This window comes from Streptomyces sp. NPDC097129, assembly GCF_055668065.1.
In genome coordinates this window covers 143356-161607 of record NZ_JBVOQE010000013.1, presented here as the reverse complement: position 1 = coordinate 161607, position 18252 = coordinate 143356, and the positions used below count along the sequence as shown (strand labels likewise).

Annotated in this window: 13 protein-coding genes, 1 tRNA gene and 1 pseudogene; 10 read left to right on the top strand and 5 right to left on the bottom strand. The window is 70.3% G+C overall.

Annotated elements, in window-relative coordinates; all coding sequences use genetic code 11:
• The first annotated feature begins 6 nt into the window (after positions 1–6).
• The 4 genes from AC0B9F_RS31740 to AC0B9F_RS31725 all read left to right on the top strand — a co-directional run bounded on the left by AC0B9F_RS31740 (position 7) and on the right by AC0B9F_RS31725 (position 6547).
• Positions 7–3081, top strand: a complete 3075-nt coding sequence (locus tag AC0B9F_RS31740; protein ID WP_472008340.1) for a cation-translocating P-type ATPase — start codon at positions 7–9, stop codon at positions 3079–3081.
• A 149-nt stretch (positions 3082–3230) separates the two neighbouring features.
• Positions 3231–5033, top strand: coding sequence for an LCP family protein (locus AC0B9F_RS31735; protein WP_472008338.1), 1803 nt, complete (start codon positions 3231–3233; stop codon positions 5031–5033).
• Between the two features lie 75 nt (positions 5034–5108).
• On the top strand, positions 5109–5357 hold the full coding sequence (tatA, locus tag AC0B9F_RS31730; protein WP_472008336.1) for a Sec-independent protein translocase subunit TatA: 249 nt from the start codon (positions 5109–5111) through the stop codon (positions 5355–5357).
• Between the two features lie 53 nt (positions 5358–5410).
• Entirely contained in the window at positions 5411–6547 is a 1137-nt protein-coding gene (locus AC0B9F_RS31725; protein WP_472008335.1) for a hypothetical protein, read from the top strand.
• Between the two features lie 182 nt (positions 6548–6729).
• Here the strand turns inward: AC0B9F_RS31725 and AC0B9F_RS31720 are convergent, their stop codons facing one another.
• A complete protein-coding gene (locus AC0B9F_RS31720) occupies positions 6730–7539 on the bottom strand; it encodes a DUF2637 domain-containing protein (RefSeq protein WP_472008333.1) in 810 nt (269 codons plus the stop codon).
• A 606-nt stretch (positions 7540–8145) separates the two neighbouring features.
• Between AC0B9F_RS31720 and AC0B9F_RS31715 the strand changes: the two genes are divergently transcribed.
• The 5 genes and pseudogenes from AC0B9F_RS31715 to AC0B9F_RS31695 form a co-directional block, all read left to right on the top strand.
• Positions 8146–8586: a hypothetical protein gene (locus tag AC0B9F_RS31715; RefSeq protein WP_472008331.1), complete on the top strand. Its 441-nt coding sequence runs from the start codon at positions 8146–8148 to the stop codon at positions 8584–8586.
• Entirely contained in the window at positions 8583–9626 is a 1044-nt protein-coding gene (locus AC0B9F_RS31710) for a hypothetical protein (RefSeq protein ID WP_472008329.1), read from the top strand. Before AC0B9F_RS31715 ends, AC0B9F_RS31710 begins: the two co-directional genes overlap by 4 nt.
• 87 nt (positions 9627–9713) lie before the next feature.
• Positions 9714–10166: a hypothetical protein gene (locus AC0B9F_RS31705; RefSeq protein WP_472008327.1), complete on the top strand. Its 453-nt coding sequence runs from the start codon at positions 9714–9716 to the stop codon at positions 10164–10166.
• 17 nt (positions 10167–10183) lie between these two features.
• On the top strand, positions 10184–11620 hold the full coding sequence (locus tag AC0B9F_RS31700) for a DUF6177 family protein (protein WP_472008325.1): 1437 nt from the start codon (positions 10184–10186) through the stop codon (positions 11618–11620).
• 28 nt (positions 11621–11648) lie between these two features.
• A pseudogene (locus AC0B9F_RS31695) lies at positions 11649–11865 on the top strand (hypothetical protein); the annotation flags it as partial.
• A 952-nt stretch (positions 11866–12817) separates the two neighbouring features.
• On the opposite strand, the gene AC0B9F_RS31690 reads toward AC0B9F_RS31695, so the two are convergent.
• From AC0B9F_RS31690 to AC0B9F_RS31680, 3 genes are all read right to left on the bottom strand, one after another.
• Positions 12818–12891, bottom strand: a tRNA-Pro gene (locus AC0B9F_RS31690).
• Positions 12892–12924: 33 nt separating this feature from the next.
• Positions 12925–13722, bottom strand: coding sequence for a Pr6Pr family membrane protein (locus tag AC0B9F_RS31685; RefSeq protein WP_472008323.1), 798 nt, complete (start codon positions 13720–13722; stop codon positions 12925–12927).
• A gap of 229 nt (positions 13723–13951) precedes the next feature.
• Positions 13952–14878, bottom strand: coding sequence for a metallophosphoesterase (locus AC0B9F_RS31680; protein WP_472008321.1), 927 nt, complete (start codon positions 14876–14878; stop codon positions 13952–13954).
• 147 nt (positions 14879–15025) lie between these two features.
• Between AC0B9F_RS31680 and AC0B9F_RS31675 the strand changes: the two genes are divergently transcribed.
• On the top strand, positions 15026–15490 hold the full coding sequence (locus AC0B9F_RS31675; RefSeq protein WP_472008319.1) for a GatB/YqeY domain-containing protein: 465 nt from the start codon (positions 15026–15028) through the stop codon (positions 15488–15490).
• 180 nt (positions 15491–15670) lie between these two features.
• Here AC0B9F_RS31675 and AC0B9F_RS31670 read toward each other — a convergent pair whose 3' ends face one another.
• On the bottom strand, positions 15671–17920 hold the full coding sequence (locus AC0B9F_RS31670) for a transglycosylase domain-containing protein (protein ID WP_472008317.1): 2250 nt from the start codon (positions 17918–17920) through the stop codon (positions 15671–15673).
• Positions 17921–18252 lie beyond the last annotated feature (332 nt).

Sequence of the window (18252 nt, the reverse complement as noted above, 5' to 3'; positions counted from 1 at the left end):
CGTCCGGTGGCGGAGAGCACCGCGGCCGCGGGGCCGGGCGCAGCGGCGCGGGACTTCGGCGGAGGGCGCCGTGCTCCCGGCACGGTGCTGGAAATCCTGCGCGAACTGGACAGCGGCCCGCGCGGCCTGACGGAGGCACAGGCGCTGGAGCGGCTGGCCCGCTGCGGCGACAACGTGCTGCCGGCGCGGCGCGAGGCTTCCTGGCTGCGGCTGTTCGCGCGCAGTGCGCGCGACCCCTTCACCGCGGTGCTGCTCTGCCTGGGGCTGGTGTCGGCGGCCGTCCTGGCCTGGGGGACCGCCTCGGTGATCCTGCTGCTGGTCGCGGTGAGCTGCGTGCTGCGCGCGACCGGCGAGCACCGGGCCGACCGGTCCACGGCCGCGCTGCGCCGGCTGGTCGCCACCACGGCCACCGTGCGGCGCCGCCCGGGCGAGGGCGCGGCGCCCGTGAGCCGGGAGGTCCCGGTCGACGAACTGGTCCCCGGCGACGTCGTCCGGCTGGGCCCGGGTGACCTGATACCGGCGGACGTACGGCTGCTGCGGGCGCGCGGCCTGACGGTGCACCAGTCCGCGCTGACGGGCGAATCGGCGCCCGTCGCCAAGTCCGCCGAGCCCGCGGGGTGCGCCGGGTGCGCCGAGCCCGCCGAGTGGGGCGAGCCCGCCGAGTGGGCCGAGCGTGCCGGGTGCGCCGAGCCCGCCGGGTCCGTCGCGTGGGCCGAGCCCGCCGCGTGGGGCGAGCCCGCCGGGTCCGCCGAGTCCGTCGCGTGGGCCGAGCCCGCCGCGCGCGCCGAGCGTGCTGGGTGCGCGGAGTCCGCCGGGTCCGCCGAGTCCGTCGCGTGGGCCGAGCCCGCGGGGTGCGCCGAGCCCGCGGGGTGCGCCGGGTGCGCCGAGCCCGCCGGGTCCGTCGCGTGCGCCGAGTCCGTCGCGTATCGCGGTGGCGGTGTTCTTCAGCAGCCTCAGCTCTGCTTCCAGGGCAGCAGTGTCGCCTCCGGCAGCGCCATCGCCGTCGTCACCGCGACCGGCGCGCACACCCGTCTCGCCGCCGCCCACGCCCGGCGGCCCGAACGGCGGCCGGCGAGCGCCTTCGACCGGTCCGTCCACGGCATCTCCTGGATCCTCATCCGCTTCATGCTGCTGACCCCGCCGCTGGTCCTCATGGCCAACGCCGCGCTGCTCGACCGGGGCCTGGAGACGCTGCCGTTCGCCGTCGCGGTGGCCGTCGGGCTGACCCCGGAGATGCTGCCCGTCCTGGTCACCACCTGCCTGGCCCGCGGCGCCTCGCTGCTCGCCCGGGCCCACGGGGTGATCGTGCGCCGGCTGCCCGCGCTGCACGACCTCGGCGCCGTGGACGTGCTGTGCGTGGACAAGACCGGCACCCTCACGCAGGACCGCCCGGTGGTCCACGGCGCCGTCGACCCGACCGGCCGCGACGACCCCGGAGTACTGCACTGGGCCGCCGTCAACGCGTGGTGGACCCTCCACCTGGCCGACCTGCCGGAACCGGACGCGCTGGACGACGCGCTGCTGGAGGCGGTCCTGCCGGCGTCCTTCGGGGAGGAGGAGCCGGTGGCGGGCGACGCCGGCGAGTACGGCGCGCGGGTCGGCCTTGTGGCGTACGGCGCGGGGGCCGACCCCCTTCCGTCCGCGCCCGAGCGCGACCTCATGGCGTACGACGGTGTCGCCGCGCTCCCCTTCGACCCGCTGCGCCGCCTGGCCACCGCCGTCGTGCGCACGCCCGGCCGCCTCGGCACGCACACCCTGGTGGTCAAGGGCGACGTCGCGTCCGTCCTGGAGCGGTGCGCGCTCACCGGCGCCGAGCGCGCCCGCGCCCACGATCTCACCGCCCGCCTGGCCCATGACGGCCTGCGCGTCCTGGCGGTCGCCACCGCCGAGCGGCCCGCCCGCACCCGCGGCTACACCCCGGCCGACGAACGCGGCCTCACCTTCCGCGGCCTGGTCACCCTGCGCGACGCGCTCACCCCGAGCGCCGCCGACGCGCTGCGGGACCTCACCGGCGGCGGCGTCACCGTCAAGATCCTCACCGGCGACCACCCGGCCACCGCCGTCCGCGCCTGCCGCGACCTCGGCGTCCCGGTCGCCGGCGACGCCGTCCTCGTCGCCGACCGCGTGGACTCCCTCAGCGACGCCGACCTCACCGACCTGGCCGGCCGCACCACCGTCTTCGCGCGCTGCACGCCGGAGCACAAGGCGCGGATCACCGGCGCCCTGCGCGCCGCCGGGCACACCGTCGGTTTCCTCGGCGACGGCGTCAACGACCTGCCCGCGCTGCGCGCCGCCGACGTCGGCATCGCGCCGCGTGACGCGGCCGACGTGGCCCGCGAGAGCGCCGACGTCGTCCTCGCCGAGAAGGACCTCACCTCGATCGCCCACGCCATCGCCGCGGGCCGGCGGGCGGGCGGCAACATCGCGACGTATCTGCGCGTCACGCTGTCCTCCAACCTCGGCAACGTGATCGCGATGCTCTCGGCGGGGCTGCTGCTGCCCTTCCTGCCGATGCTCCCGGCGCAGGTCCTGGTGCAGAACCTGTGCTTCGACGCCGCCCAGCTCGCCTTCGCCCACGACCGCCCGCACCCCCGGGTGCTGCGCCGGCCGACGCTGCTGCGGCCGCGCGACATGCTCCGCTTCATCGTGGCGTTCGGCGCGCTCAACGCGGTCGCCGACCTCGCCACCTTCGCGGTCCTCGCCCTCGCCCTGGACGGGCTGGGCACCGGGGACGACGAGGCCGTGTTCCACTCCGGCTGGTTCACGGAGAACCTCCTCACCCAGGCCCTGGTCATGCTGCTGCTGCGGGCCGGCCGGCAGACGGCCGCTGGTTCCGGCCGGGGCCGGGCCGCACGTGCGGCCGTCCGGCGGCCCGGCCCGGTCGCCCGGGCGGCGCTCGCCCTGGTCGCCGTGGGCCTGGCGCTCCCGCCGTCACCGCTCGGCGCGGCCCTCGGCCTAACCGCCCTCCCGGTCGTCTACTACGGCCTCCTCGCCGCCGTCCTGGCCGTGTACGCGGTGTTCCTGCTGGCGGCGAGAGCCCGCTGGGAGCGGCGCTGCCGCACGCGGGGCGTCGTGCTGTGACGGACATCGTGGAACCACGCGCCTCCCACGTGCCTCCCCTGTAAAGGGAGGGTGGTGCCCGGGCAGCGGCCGCACTGCCACGACTCCATGTTTGTTAGATTGCGCAATCACGCAAGCGAGGCGCCCGAGGACGTTCGGAGGAGTGGCAGATGAGCGAGCCGTGGAACGGCCCGGGCGGCCGGACCACGCGCAACCGCGGCACCCGGGTGCCCGGCGGGCGCGGGTCCGCGGCGGGGGCCGGCCGCGCGTCCGGCGCCGGCGGCGGCCATGCGTCCGGTGCGGACGGCAGGCGCCGGACGGCGGACCGGCCGGCGCCCCGTCAGCGCGACGGCCGAGGCGACGGCGTCCCCCCGCAGGGACGCTCCCGCCCACGCGGCAGCGCGCGGCGACGGCCCCGGCAGCTCGGGCGGGGCAGGCGCCTGCTGCGGGCCGCCGGAATCGGCCTGTCGCTCATCGTCCTCCTCACGGCCGGCGTCGGCTGGTGGTTCTACGAGCACCTGAACGGCAACATCAACAGCGTTTCGCTGGACGGCAAGGGCGGCACGGAGACGGCGGACGCCTTCGGCCGTACCCCGATCAACATCCTGGTCATGGGCTCGGACGGCCGGACCAGCCAGGAGGACTGCAAGCTCGGCGGCGGCTGCGCGAAGACCGGGGTGCAGACCGGCAGCAACGCGGACGTGCAGATGGTGGTGCACATATCCGCCGACCGCTCCAACGCGACCGTGATGAGCATCCCGCGCGACACGATGACCCAGGTCCCGGCGTGCCAGAACACCGAGACCGGCCGTTCGACCCCCGGCTACTACGGCCAGATCAACAGCGCGCTGGAGTACGGCCCGGCCTGCCAGGTGGCCACCGTCCACCAGCTCACCGGCATCCCCATCGACCACTTCGTGAAGCTGGACTTCTCCGGCGTGGTGAAGATGTCCGACGCGGTCGGCGGCGTCCCGGTGTGCGTCAGCGACGACGTCTACGACACCTACTCGCACCTGAAGCTGTCGCGGGGCACCCACACCCTCAAGGGCGTGGCGGCCCTCGAGTTCGTCCGCTCCCGGCACGGCTTCGGCGACGGCAGCGACCTGGGCCGTACCGTCTCCCAGCACATCTTCCTCAGCGCGATGCTCCGCAAGTTCAAGAGCGCGGGCACGCTCACCGACCCCACCGCGGTCTACGACCTCGCCGACGCCGCGACCAAGGCGCTGACCGTGGACGACGGCCTCGACAGCGTGCGCAAGCTGGTCGCGCTGGCGACGGACGTGGACAAGGTCCCGACCAAGGCCATGACGTTCACGACGATGCAGACGGCCCCCGACCCCCGCAACCGTGACCGCGTGGTGGTGGGCCCCGGTGCGAAGACCCTCTTCGCGACCATGGCGAACGACCAGTCGCTGTCGGCGGCGCAGGGCGCGAAGCCCTCGGCGACGGCCTCGCCCGCCGGTGACGCCGGTTCCGCCGAGTCCACCCCGCCCGTCCCGGCGTCGCAGATCGCGGTGACGGTGGAGAACGGCACGACGATCACCGGCCGGGCCTCCGCGGTCGCGGCGGCGCTGGCGGAGCAGGGCTTCAGCCGGAGCGACGGCACGGCCAACGCCCCGAGCCGCACCGCGGCGACGACCCTCACCTACGGCGCGGGGCAGAAGGCGCAGGCCGAGACGCTGGCGAAGGCGCTGAACCTGCCCGCCTCCCATCTGCGGGAAGGCACCGGTGAGGGCCTGACCCTGGTGATCGGCAGCGACTGGCCGTCCGGCACGAGCTACCCGGGCGCGGCGTCCGCTCCGGCCCCGGCCGACGCCAAGGCGGCCACGTCCAACGCCCACGCCCAGACGGCCGACCAGGCGAAGACCTGCGCCAAGGTCAGCCCGTTCAAGACGGTGGAGCTGAACGGCGTGCCGATGACCCCGGCGCAGGCGTACACGGAGGCCCGGACCAAACCGGACTCGGACGAGTGAACCGCCGCACCTCATGCTTGCTTGCGCAATAAAGCAAGTAAGATGGGGGCCGCCCGACACCTCACGGAGGACCGCATGCTCCGCAACGGACTTGAGCCCTGGCACCTGCTGATCGTCGCGATCGTCATCATCGTGCTGTTCGGCTCCAAGAAACTGCCCGACGCCGCCCGAGGCCTCGGCAAGTCCCTCCGCATCCTCAAGAGTGAGGCCAGGGCGATGAAGACGGACACGGACGCCGCCGGCCCCGTCAGCGCGGGCCCGGTCAGCGCGGGCCCGGTCAGCGCGGGCCCGGTCAGCGCGGCGGCCGAGGCGACCGAACGCTGAGCATCTGCGGGATTCCTCCTCATGGGGAGGCCGTAGCTGCCAGGCTCGGACGCGTGACCTACGTAGTGACCGTGGATGTCTGCATACCGGAGGGGACAGCGGAGCTGGATCCCCTCCAGCGGGTGGGAGCTGTCGCCCTCCTCGAGGACGGCTTCGACTCGGTCGGGGCCATCGAGGGCCCCGACCACGTGGACGTCGAACTCCTCGACAGCATCGTGGCCGTCCACCCGGGCGGAGCCCTGCTGAAAGTCGTGGTGGACGCCCCGGCACTCGAATGCGCCGAGGACGCGGTGGGCTCGGTCGTGGAAGAACTGCTGGAGCGGTTCGAGCTGCTGGCCGACTGGCAGATCGTGCGATGCGAGGTCGCACTGCAACCCAAGCTCGCCCAGGAAAGCCTTGACGCCGCCGACGGCCCCGATGCCCCGCCCGCCGACCCGGCCGCCCGCAAGGCCCGCCACAGCGAGCACCGTCCGACGGGGGACGCAGCGGACCATCACGACGCCGATGCCGATGCCGATGCCGAAGCGGTGCGCTGCCGGATGCTGGCGGCGGCCGGCGAACTGCGCTCCTTCTCCCCGGTGACGTTCGGTGTCCGGGACGACGAGGACGAACAGGAAGAAGCAGGGGAGGAAGGCTTCTCCGTCCGGCGGGAAGACGCGAGACTGGCCGCCGGAGCGCTGGTCCACGCGACCGGCATCCTGGTGGACCAGCTCTTCGAGGACGTGCAGACCCTCACCCGCGAGGACACCACCGCCGCAGCATGCGACGAACCTCTCCGGCACCTCGAAGACCTTCCCCCGCGCTACGCCCTGCGGTACGACGCCCGGTTCGCCCGCCGCTTCCTGGTGACGGCGATCGCCATGACCACCCGCTTCACGGACGGCAGCTTCCAGCAGCTGGGCTGCGTCGCCGAGGAACTCGCCCTGAGCCTGTTGTTGCACGAGACGCACGTGACCCTGGAAACCTTCGGACTGCTCGACGCCGGCGTGTCGACCGCTCTGGAGGCGTTCGCGGACAACGTCTACGAGGACATGGACCACGTCTGGCTCTACGACGACGCGGCGGACGGGACCGACGAGAGCGCCGCCGACCAGGCGCTGCGCATCGCGCCCATGGAGTTCGCGGCGTGGTTCACCCCGTTCAACAAAGGCAGATACGTCCACCCCGCGGCGGCGGACGAAAAGAGGTGAGGCACCCAGGAACGTTCCTGGGTGCCTCACCTGGTGTTTCGGGAGCAGTGGCTTCAACGACTCCGCTGCACACCGCAAGCCAAGGACGCCGGCGAATCCTGGCCCAAGGGGAGGCCCACCGGGAGTGGGAAATCCGATGAATCCGGGTTCGGCTGTTCAGTGGCGTGAATCATGGCGCGAGGCTATGCCCTTTTGGCTTTCGTGGACTCCGGAGGTGCGGGAGTGAGGCGCTGTCGGCGACGTGAGGTCCTCTGACGAGGTGGCCGAGTCAGAGTGATCTGACGGACCAGCTGCTGGAAGCAGGCCAGGGACGCGACGGCCGGCAGGGCGGCCGCGGCGACACTCGTCAAGGTCCTGTCGGCCTCGGCCATGCAGAGGATCATCGCCAGGGAAGAAAACAGCAGAACGACGAGCCAGGAATGCATCGCACGTCGTTGATGCAGAGCGGCCCGCAGGATGGAGAGCGAGGCCACCATCCAGGGGCCATAGATCAGAAGAGGCCACGCGTGAGCCATGGCGCCCTGTGTACCGGGCGCGACATGCAGAAGAGGTGCGTAGGCCACCATGCCGCCAAAAACGCTCACCATCGAGACGATCACGGAAGCGACAGCGGCGATGAGGTAACTGAGGGTCTGCAATCTCGTGAAGCGGGGTTCACGGGCTCGCACCTTCCGATGCCCGGCGGAAAAACGCCGGATGGGCGGCAACTCGGTAGTGAGCTTTACCAGGTTGTCCATCGGGTCGTCGGTGCGGTCGATGCCGGGCGACGGCTCGCTACGCGGGGGTGGCACGGCAGCCACCTGCTCCGCCGTCACGACATCCTGCAAGAGGTAGGTGAGTTCCTCGACAGGATCCCAGCCCCCTACCGGGGAGGTCATCGAATGCAGGGTCTCAGCAGTGCCCATGTGCCAACCTGCCGACTGCCCGTCCTGGTAGGCGCCGAGATATTCATCTTGCCGGGTGAACCAGTGATCCGGATAATCGTGATCCACGGAAGTCAGCCCCCGTCACCTGCGCGATGCGAGGCAATCGGAATGCCTCTGGCTGGTCCACCGCCGACTGAGCTCCTCCTGGGCCGTGTCCAACAGCACCAGGAACTCCCTGAGCAGGGTCTCAGTGACCCGCAGCTCGACCTTCGCGCCGTCTCTGTGCAGGGTGCCTTTGGCGTCGGGCGATGAGTACGCCGAGGCCGGCGTGAAGATGTACCGCCCTACCGCCACGCCACGGGCCGTGGGGCGCTTCTCCGCCGTCGACCCGGAGGGGGCCGAGGAAAAGAGACTTGCTTTCGTCATAGTCCGCTAACGCATTTCATGCTCCTCCAGATGCGCGGCAAATGAGTGAGGTGATTTGGTGAAACTTTTAAAACTGGCGTTTGTCGCAAGAGTCAGCCGCGCCGCGTTCAATGCGTAATAGGTCCAGCGGATTGTCCGTTGAGTCTTCTCGGAAAAGAAGGAGTTCACCGCCTGCGGACAGGATCGGCGGCACCCCGGTTCTCCCCTGCTCGGGCCCTGAGCCCGACACGGCAACGCCGTTTCGCCAGAGGCAGTGCTGACGAGTACGGGCAGGTGATTTCGGCCATGGGAGCAAAGAGAGAGCAGATGTTCCAGCCGGCCGCCGATCAGCTGATGTTCGCCGATGACCTAGTGAGAAGCGGCGTGCCCGCACACGCCATTGACTTCGAGCAGAAGTTTCCGGTCGGCGCTGACATGGACATCCGGATCAAGGACGAGTCCGGTGACGTCTACGCGTACCAGATGAAGCACCTGAATGATCCCCAAGATCCCGTCAGTGAGATCACCCGAGGCAAGTACCTCCTTCAGTTGGCCAGTGCCGAGGCCGATCACTCCGTGCTGCTCGTGGACGGCGGCCGGGGAACGATCGCGGAGTGGATGTCCAACGGCTCCTACGATGAACTCATGGCCATCAATGGCGGGGCAAGAGGACGGAAGGGGATGGGCATCACATTCGTCGTAGGCCTTGAGGATGGAAACCTCGTGATCCCGCCAGGCAGCAAGACCGACCCGAAGGGCATGTTGTGATCACCTCCACCCCTGTCGGCGACTGGACGTGGGAAGTCGCGGCGGACGGCGGCGAGAGGCCCGCCCGTGCCATTCGGACCGCGGTGACGGTCTGGAACGAGTTGGCGAAGCGGAACCTGGCTGTGCCCGAGGGAAAGGCCAGGATTCTGGCCCGGAGTGGGGCCAAGCTGCGTGATGCCCGCCTCGATGTGAGCGGGCTGCGCCTAGGCCCTGATCCGCTGGCTCCGGGGTCGGATTTCACCAAGGCGGTGGCGCAGGCCGAAACGCTCGATGGAGACTTCGTCCTCACCATCCGGATCGAATGCCCTGGCTGGTGGCTGGAGCCGGGGGCCGAGTACCGGGCGGAGAAGCTGTTCAGCATCCAGGTAGAGGTCTGGGGCGGCAACCTGCTCATCGTGACGCTGGAGACGTACTCCGACGCCTGGCTGACGATGGACACCCGCGATCGCGAGCAGCCCGAGGTGTATGCGGCGAACGCGCCTCGGCTCGCCGCCGCGCTGGAGGGGATCTCGTCCCTGCTAGGTGGTGCCCCCACGCCGGGCGACGAGAACCGTTACGCGGCGCCGAGTACAACGGGATTCAAGGACCTGAGGAGCGAGGGCCCCGCTTACGTCGATTCCTGGGGGACGTTCGAAGGGCTCGACCGGGCGAGCCGGCTGAACGCCCGCATTCTGTGGTCCTGTGACGGCCGGCGCGCGCATCGACGGACCGAGGACGAGTACGAGTCGTACACCGAGTACCCAGTGCGGTACTACACCGTTCAGCGGGAAGGGAGGACGCTCGGCTTCGTCTGGGCATCGGCCGACGATGCCGCCGCCGGTTACGTACCTCGAACAGCAGCCGGTGACGACGCATTCGACGTGGGAGCGGCATGGCTGCTTCGCCTACGGGCGGCTTACAGCCAAGGACTCTCCCCGCTCGCGGCGCTGTCATGGGTTGTGCAGAACCCGCCGCACCCGGAGAACGGCCACGCAATCGAGGACACCCCCCGGGACGCCCCGTCCCTGGACGCGCTGGAAGACCTCTCAGGCCGCTACTGAGCACCGTGACGCCATCCGCACCTTTGACGGGTGACTCGGCGACTTCTGTCCGGGCCTTTCCAACAATTGGCAGGAGCGGGGTAACCCGTGATCCGTACTCGCTATTACTTTCAGGACGCATCCAGAGAGCCGCGCTTCGACGGGCCTGAGGAGCTCAGTGGTCTGGGGTACTGGGCAAGCGACATCGGGGAATACCCGCCGAACGTTGTCGAAGTGATCGATGTCGTGAGGCGGGCGCGGTCCGAGGTCCCTTTCACTCCGCAGGACTGGAGCGGAAACGCCCACGGCGCGACCATCAGTGCCCACGGCGTGGAGGTGGAGCACTACTTCGTGACGCACCTGCGGGGCGAGTTCACGCTGGACGAGGCGCTGGTTGTCCTGCGGGACCTCTGGGACTACCACGTGCTGCGACGTCCCGAGGAGGCCGGGGACGCCTGGAGCCAGTACGCAGGAAGGACCGGGCGGAACCCGCTCGCCGGGCTTCGCGACCTCACGGTGTGGTCACCGCCGGCGCTCGTTTCAAGCCGTCGCGCTCGTTGAGAACAGAAAGCAAGCACATGTCCCAGGACGCCATCGCTCTGACACCGCGGATGCCCGACACCAAAAGCCTGCTGGCCGCATTGCACGCCGGCGGCCCGGACCTGCGCGTGAACCGGGCCGGCGGAGGAGCCGTCGCTCAGTTGTGTACGGACGACGGGCGGGTCCTGGTCTCCATGGAGGCGCCTCGCTACCTGCAAGTGCCGGGTGAGGTGGAGCGGTTGCTGGGGCCGGGACCTCGAATCAAAGGACCGGTGTGGTGGACCGAGGTGCGGGCGTCCACCGCCATCTCAGAAGCCAGGCTGCTCGCCGGCTCGGTCGCCGGACGGCTGACAACACTGCTCGGCGCCATCACGTGGCCGCCCGAAGCCGCCCATACCGACGTCGTGACCGTCCCGGCCACGGGTGAGGTGACGGTCCCGCCCGCTGACGTGGAGGTACTGACCGATGCGGATGTGGTGACTGACAAGAGCGTCATCGTCATCTACGACCGCCCGGTCGTTGCCGCCACGACATGGCTGACCGAGGCGGTGCGAACGGTGGGAGCGAGCCGGCGGGAGTTGTATCTCGTCACGTCTCCCAATACCCGGCTGAGCCCGCCCACCCGCACCGTGCTGGAGCGCATACCCGCACGCTGGGTCGTACGCCACCCCGAGCACGGCTACTACGACGGCCTTTCCGGAGTCGTACTGCGCTGGTACGACGGACGTTTCACCCCGGCTGCCGACAACGGCCCTCGGATCGCGGACGCCTTCCAAACCCCGCTCGGCAAGAGCGGTGAACGGCAGTTGCTGCTGTCCATCCGCACCATCCACCCCGCCCACGAGCACCTCGTACTCGGTGGCGCTCTGGAGGATGCCTGGCAGACCCTCACCGGATCGCCGCCGGCCGGATGGGCCACCGCCGAGCCCGTCAACGTCCCGTGGTCGCCAAGGCAACTGACCGACCTGGCCCGCAGCCGCGCCCGTCAGGCCCAGCCCACCTGGGCTGTCGCCGTAGGAACCGTCGACCGCCCTGCGATCGCCACCTTGCGCATCGCTCACACGCGAGAGGGCGTAGAGGAGCACATCACCCTGGCTCTCGGCTACGCCGCGGACGAGCGAGCCCCGATCGAGTTGCTGCCCCGGCTCGCCGGTTCCCTTGCGGCCAGGCACAACCTCGCCACCATGATCAGCGAGCTGCGTGCGGCGCGCGCGGACCTGACCACTCCGGCCCACTACGAACCGCCGTCGATCCCGGTCTCTCTCACTCTCGGGCCGGATGCCGTGGCCGACCTCGACATCAGCCATGCCCGCAACGCCTTGCCGGACTGCATCCCGGCCCCACTCGGCCCGGCCGGTCGACCCGCCCTGCACTACCCGCTCGGCGACGGCACCGAGCCCGCCGCCTGGCAACGCCTGCGACGCATCAACGAACACCTGAAACGTGGAGGCGGGGCTGCTGCCCGACCGTCCTGACGGACGCCGCCCCATCGGCTCCAGCAACTGCCCAGACGCCTGCCCCATCTTCCTCCGGCAAGCGGTACCTGGAGTGGCAGATCGACGACCCTGCTGGTGAGGGAGTCGAAGCCGTCCGACCGCTTCGGGATGCTGTCGAGCGACGCGTACGCGGCCTGCTCGCCGACCTCGGCTTTCGGCGGCGAAATGATGGCCGTCAGCCTCGCCAGTCAGTCATCGAACGGGCTCTCCTCTCCGTAGGCTGACCGGCTCGTGGTCAAGAAAAAGGGCGGAGAGCGTCTTCCCATGGTGCCGTAGGGCACTGACACACCGTTTGCGGTCGGCGCCAGCCGTATCGGGAGCACTACCGGATGCGCTCGGTTGGTCGCAGACCACCTAGCTTCCCCCTGCCCGTCCCTTGGACGGCCGCCTCCGCCGTCACGGATGCTTCCTCGACGAAGGGCCGACTCACCGCATGCGGACGCGCCGGCACCGAACCGGTCTACGACGGCGGCGGTCGCAGGCTCGGGGGAGGCGGACCTACGCGGGTGGCTTGTCGACTCACCGTGCAGAGCCCAGGTAGGGCGACCGATGCGGTCTGTTTCTTTGCTCGGGATGAGACGACGGCCGCGCCGGATCCGTGCAGGGCGGCCCCGGGCCGCGTGGTGACCTATTGGGCGCGGCGTCCCCTCCAGGCCGACGGCGTCGGATTTGACTGCGGCGCTTCGCATGCGGTGATGATGCGGGTCACAGTCCACTGCCTTTCGCGGCCACCGTCTTCCATGCACTCCAAGGTCAGCTTCAGCTCGAACTGCGCCGGCCCTTCGTATTCCATCTCGACGACGAGGTCGATCTTTCTTCCCCTGACCCGGAAGACCGGGGGCGCCGCTTCATCCCTGACCTTGCGGGCATCTTCAAGCGCAGCTTGCGCGACTTGTGCCTGCTCGCGTACTTACTTCCCCTGCCAGACCGACACACCAGCGGCCCCCGGCGCGATCGCGCCACCGACCCATGAACTCAGGTCTCCGACCTGCATCCCGTTTCCCCCGTGTGCTGCATTTGCCACGGCGGATCCGCGCACCGCCCTCACGCGAGGCGGGAGCCTTTTGGGAGCCGGCGCCCCAAGTCGGCTCCCAAAAGGCTCCCAGAACGACCCCAGGAACCACTCAGGGGCCCGACCCGCGATGCGGATCAGGCCCCTGATCTGGTATTTCTCTGTCGGGGTGGCGGGATTTGAACCCACGACCTCTTCGTCCCGAACGAAGCGCGCTGCCAAGCTGCGCTACACCCCGATGTCGCTGCTTGTCGCGGCGACGTCGTTTACTTTAGCCCACCGGCGGCTGTAGGCGAAATCCGGTTCCGGAGCGGGGGCGCGGGTGGCGTCGGAGCGGGTTGGGGCGGGCGTGGTCGAGGATCACCAGGACGATCGCGAGGGCGTAGAAGGACAGTCCCAGCAGCAGGGCGTTCGCCAGCACGCTCTTGTAGCCGTGCTGCTCCACGTCGAGGAACGGGTAGAGGTAGCGGGCCGGCGAGCCGGGCAGCAGGAACTCGGCGCGGACCAGGGAGAAGGCCAGGTAGGCCAGGGGATACACGAGCCATGTCGCCGCCTGGCGCAGGTGCAGGTGGCCGGGTGTGGTGAGCAGCAGCCAGTCCAGGACCGCGGCTGCCGGGGCCACCGTGTGCAGGAGCTGGTTGGCCACCGCCTGCCAGCCGGTCGGGGCGCCGGCGCCGGCCATGGAGAACGGGCTCGCCGTGTTCGCCAGGAGCAGGTGGTACACGAGGGCCGTGATCACGACGTAGAGGAGCGCGGCGCCGGTCAGGCCGGAGGGGAGGGGGCGGCGGGCCGTCCAGGCGCGGCGGGCCGAGAACAGGGACACCACGGCGAGCAGGACGCTGCTCTGGATCGTGAAGTAGGACAGGACCCGTGCCGGGCTGCCGAGGAGGAGGTAGAGCGTCACTCCTGCCGTGGCGAGGAGCGCGATCAGGACGCGGTACGCCGCCGTGAGCGGGCGGCGTATCGGGGGGACCACCGCCGCGGCGGGGACCGGCGAGGGCAGCACGGCGGGGTGGGTTCCCGGTATCGCGGGCAGGTCCGGGATGTCCCTGGGTATGGGGGCGGTCATGCTCCCCAAGTTAGGCGGAAAGGGGCAAGGGGGGCCTTTCGGGCTGGGCCGTCCGGGTCACCGCCCGTCGTCGCCGTCGCCGTCGCCCAGCCCGGATCAGCCTTCGCCGCCCAGCCCGGCCCGATCCAGCCCGGCCTTCGCCGATCAGCCCGGCCGACCCAGTCCCAGCCAGCTCAGCCCGGCCTTCGCCGATCAGCCCCGCGCCACACTCCCCGCCACAGTCTCCGTCTCAGTCCTTCCCCACCAGCGTCAGCAGCGTCGCCTCCGGGGGGCAGGCGAAGCGGACCGGGGTGTAGCGGTTCGTGCCGCAGCCCGCGGAGACGTGGAGGTACGCGGTGCGACCCTCGGCCGTGTGCGTGGACAGGCCCTTCACGCGGTCCGTGTCCAGGTCGCAGTTGGTGACCAGGGCGCCGTAGAAGGGGATGCAGAGCTGGCCGCCGTGGGTGTGGCCGGCCAGGATCAGCGGGTAGTCGTCCGCCGCGAAGGAGTCCAGGACCCGCAGATAGGGCGCGTGGACGACGCCCATCGAGAAGTCGGCCGACTCCGAGGGGCCGCCGGAGACCCGGGCGTAGCGGTCCCGCTTGATGTGCGGGTCGTCCAGGCCCGTCATCTCCACGGAGACTCCGTCGATCTTCAGGGTCCCGCGCGTGTTGGTCAGGTTCAGCCAGCCGGCCGCGTCGAAGGCGTCACGGAGGTCCTCCCAGGGGTTGTGGACCACGCCGACGGCGGGCGGGTTGCCGTTCAGCCCGTGCTTGCCGTAGACCTTCTCGACCAGGTAGCGGGCGGGGTTGCGCAGACGCGGGCCGTAGTAGTCGTTGGAGCCGAAGACGTACGCCCCCGGGAACTCCATCAGCGGGCCCAGCGCGTCCAGGGCCTCGGGCACGCCCTCCGGGTCGGACAGGTTGTCGCCCGTGTTGATCACGAAGTCGGGGCGCAGACCGGCCAGCGAGCGCAGCCAGCGCTGTTTCTTGCGCTGCCCAGACACCATGTGGATGTCGGAGACCTGCAGTACGCGCAGGGGGCGCATCCCGGACGGCAGGACCGGGACCGTCACCCGTCGCAGGCGGAAGGAGCGGGCCTCGAAGCCCGCCGAGTACACCAGACCGGCGGCGCCAGCCGCCGCGATTGCCAGGGGGACCTTGTATCGCGCGCGCATACGGACATCGTGTCAGATGCGCCCGCCCGGCCGCGCCGGCCTGTGGACAACCTCCACACCGACAACCCGGCACCGTCGACACCGACAACCCGGCCAACGTTTTAATCAACGGGCGTCGCACCGGCCGCACCTGCGACAATCACCCTCATGACCACGCTCAAGTCGAAGCTGCAGGAAGACCTCAACGCCGCGATCAAGGGGCGCGACGAGCTGCGCTCCTCGACGCTCCGGCTGACGCTCGCCGCGATCACCAAGGAGGAGGTCGCGGGCAAGGAGAAGCGCGAGCTGTCCGACGACGAGGTGCAGAAGGTGATCACCCGCGAGGCGAAGAAGCGCCGGGAGGCCGCCGAGGCGTTCGCCCAGGGCGGTCGCGCCGAGCAGGCCGAGCGGGAGAAGGCGGAGGGCGAGGTCCTCGCCGCCTACCTGCCCAAGCAGCTGTCCGACGACGAGCTGGACGCGATCGTCTCCCAGGCCGTGACGGAGGCCAGGGCCGCCGGTGTGGAGGGCCCGCGCGCCATGGGCGCCGTCATGAAGATCGTGAACCCGAAGGTGGCCGGACAGGCCGAGGGCGGCCGCGTCGCCGCCGCGGTGAAGAAGCACCTCGCGGGCTGACACCGGCGGGCTGACACCGGCGGGCTGAGACCGGCGTGCTGACACCGGCGGCCTGCGGCCTGCGGCCTTCCGTCTGCCGGCAGCCCAGGACCGCCCGGTGACGACGACGGGGGCGCCCCTCTTACAAGGGGCGCCCCCGTCGTCGTACTCACCGCTGCCGGACCGGCATCCGCGTGGCGGTCAGTGCCCGCCGTGGCCGCGGCCGTTGGTGCCGCCGTTGCCCTGGCCCTGGAACAGGCCGCCGGGGAGGGTGAAGGACGGCAGCGGGAAGGGCAGGCCGTTGGTGCCGCCGTTGCCCTGGCCGCCGCCGCCACCGTTGTTGCCGTCGTCACGGCCGTTGCCGTCGCCCTTGTCCGCGGGCTTGTCGCCGCCCGGGATGTCGACCAGCGTGAAGTCGGGGGCGGGCCTGCCCTGCAGCGCCCCGGACATCATGTCCTTCCAGATCGGGCCCGGTACCTCGCCGCCGTAGACCTTGTCGTGCCAGACGCCGCCGATGGAGATCTGCTGCATCTTGCGCTTGTGCGCCGGGTCGCCGACCCACACCGCGCCCGCCATGTTCGGCGTGTAGCCCACGAACCAGGCCGCGAACCGCTCGTCCGTCGTACCGGTCTTGCCCGCGCTCGGGCGGCTGCCGAGGCCCGCCTGCTTGCCGGTGCCGTCCTCGACGACGCCGCGCAGCAGCGTGTTGACCGTGTCGGCGGTCTTCTCGGACATCGCGCGCGAACAGGTCGACTTCGGCACCGGGAGCGACTTGGTCTGGTCGCCGACTCGCTGCGTGATCGACTCGATGGCGACCGGCGTGCAGTACATCCCGCGCGAGGCGAAGGTGGCGTAGGCGTTCGCCATGGTCAGCGGGGACACCTCCTGGGTGCCCAGCGCGATGGAGGGACGCTCCTCCAGCTTCTTGCCGTCGGCCCGCTGAACGCCCATCTTCTGCGCCATCTGGGTGACCGGGCAGATGCCGATCTCGCTGATCATCTGCACGAAGTAGGTGTTGACGGACTTCGCCGTCGCCTCCTTCATCGCGTACGGGCCGGACTCCGACTTGTTCTCGTTGGTGAGCGGGACGCCGCTCTCGTTCCACTTCCTGCCGTCGCAGGCCGCGACGGGGTGCGGGTAGTCCATCGAGTACGGCGAGGGGTACGTCTTCGTGGCGGGCATGCCGCCCTCCAGCGCCGCGGCCGCCACGATCGGCTTGAACGTCGAACCGGACTGGTAGCCCGCGCCGCCGCCCATCTTCTGGTTGACCGAGAGGTTGATCTGCGTCTCGTTCTTCCCGAAGCCGTACGGCCGTGACTGGCCCATGGCGAGGATCTTGCCGCTGCCGGGCTGGACGACTGTCGCGGCCGTCGCCACGTCGTCGCTCTTGTTCACGTGCCGGCGCACCGAGTCCTGCAGCGATTCCTGGGCCTGCGGGTCGAGGGTGGTGTGGATGGTCAGGCCGCCCTGGTTCCAGACCTTCGCCCGCTCCGTGCGCGTCTTGCCGAAGGCGGGGTCGGTCAGGAAGACCTCGCGGACGTAGTCGCAGAAGAAGCCGGAGCCCTTGACCGCCGTGATGCAGCCGTTCTTGGGCGTGCTGACCTTCAGGCCGAGCGGGGCCGCCTTGGCGCGGTCCGCCTCGGCCTGGGAGACGTCGCCGACCTCGGCCATGCGCTGCAGCACGATGTTGCGCCGCTTGGTGGCCTCCGCCTCGTCGTTCACCGGGTCGTAGCGGCTCGGCGACTGGACGATGCCGGCCAGCAGCGCCGACTCCTGGAGGTTGAGGTCCTTGGCCGACTTGGAGAAGTAGCGCTGGGAGGCGGCCTCGACGCCGTAGGCCTGCTCGCCGAAGAAGGTGATGTTCAGGTAGTTCTCGAGGATCTTCTTCTTGCCCAGCTCCTCCTCGACCTGGATCGCGAACTTCAGTTCCTTGATCTTGCGGCCGAGGGTCTGCTGGGTGGCCTCCGCGACCTTCGTCGGGTCGTCGCCGGCCTCCTCCACGAAGACGTTCTTGACGTACTGCTGGGTGAGCGTGGACGCGCCCTGGGCGACGCCGCCGCTGCGCGCGTTCTTGTTCAGCGCGCGCAGCACGCCCTTCAGGTCGATCGCGCCGTGCTGGTAGAAGCGCGAGTCCTCGATCGCGACGATCGCCTTCTGCATGTACGGCGAGATGTCCTTCAGGGCCACCACCGTGCGGTCACGGGAGTAGACCGTGGCGATCTGGCCGCCGTCGGCGTCGAGGATGGCGGTGCGCTGGCTCAGCGGCGGGGTCTTCAGGCTGACCGGGAGGTCGTCGAAACTCTCCACCGATCCCTTGGCGGCCAGACCCAGCACGCCGACCGCGGGCAGCGCGATACCGGCCAGCACCGCCCCCGCGAGCACACTGACACCGAGGAACTTGGCGGCCTGCTGCGTGGGCGACAGACCACCGCCCGAGCGCTTCTTTGGCATGAGGGCAGCCTACGTTCTCATTCGCCGGACACGCGTATATGCCTTGGCCTAAGCTGCTCTCGACTGTCACAGCGGTGCGGCCGTGTATCAATACGTCCGGCGACCCCGAATCGTTCCGAAGGCTCCTTGGCCGCGGATGTTTCTGCGGTGGTGGCGTGTCCGAATCCGCCTTGTGTGTCACGCGGCGTCCGTTGTGGCGAGCCGGAACCCTCCCGCCTTGCCGGGAGAGTCGCATATGTCGTCGGCTCACTCGCCCGGGTGATCTGCCGCTTCCCCATAGTCCGTTCGGACCATTCAAGATTGGGCCCGCTGGGGGTGTTGCGCTGTGTCGA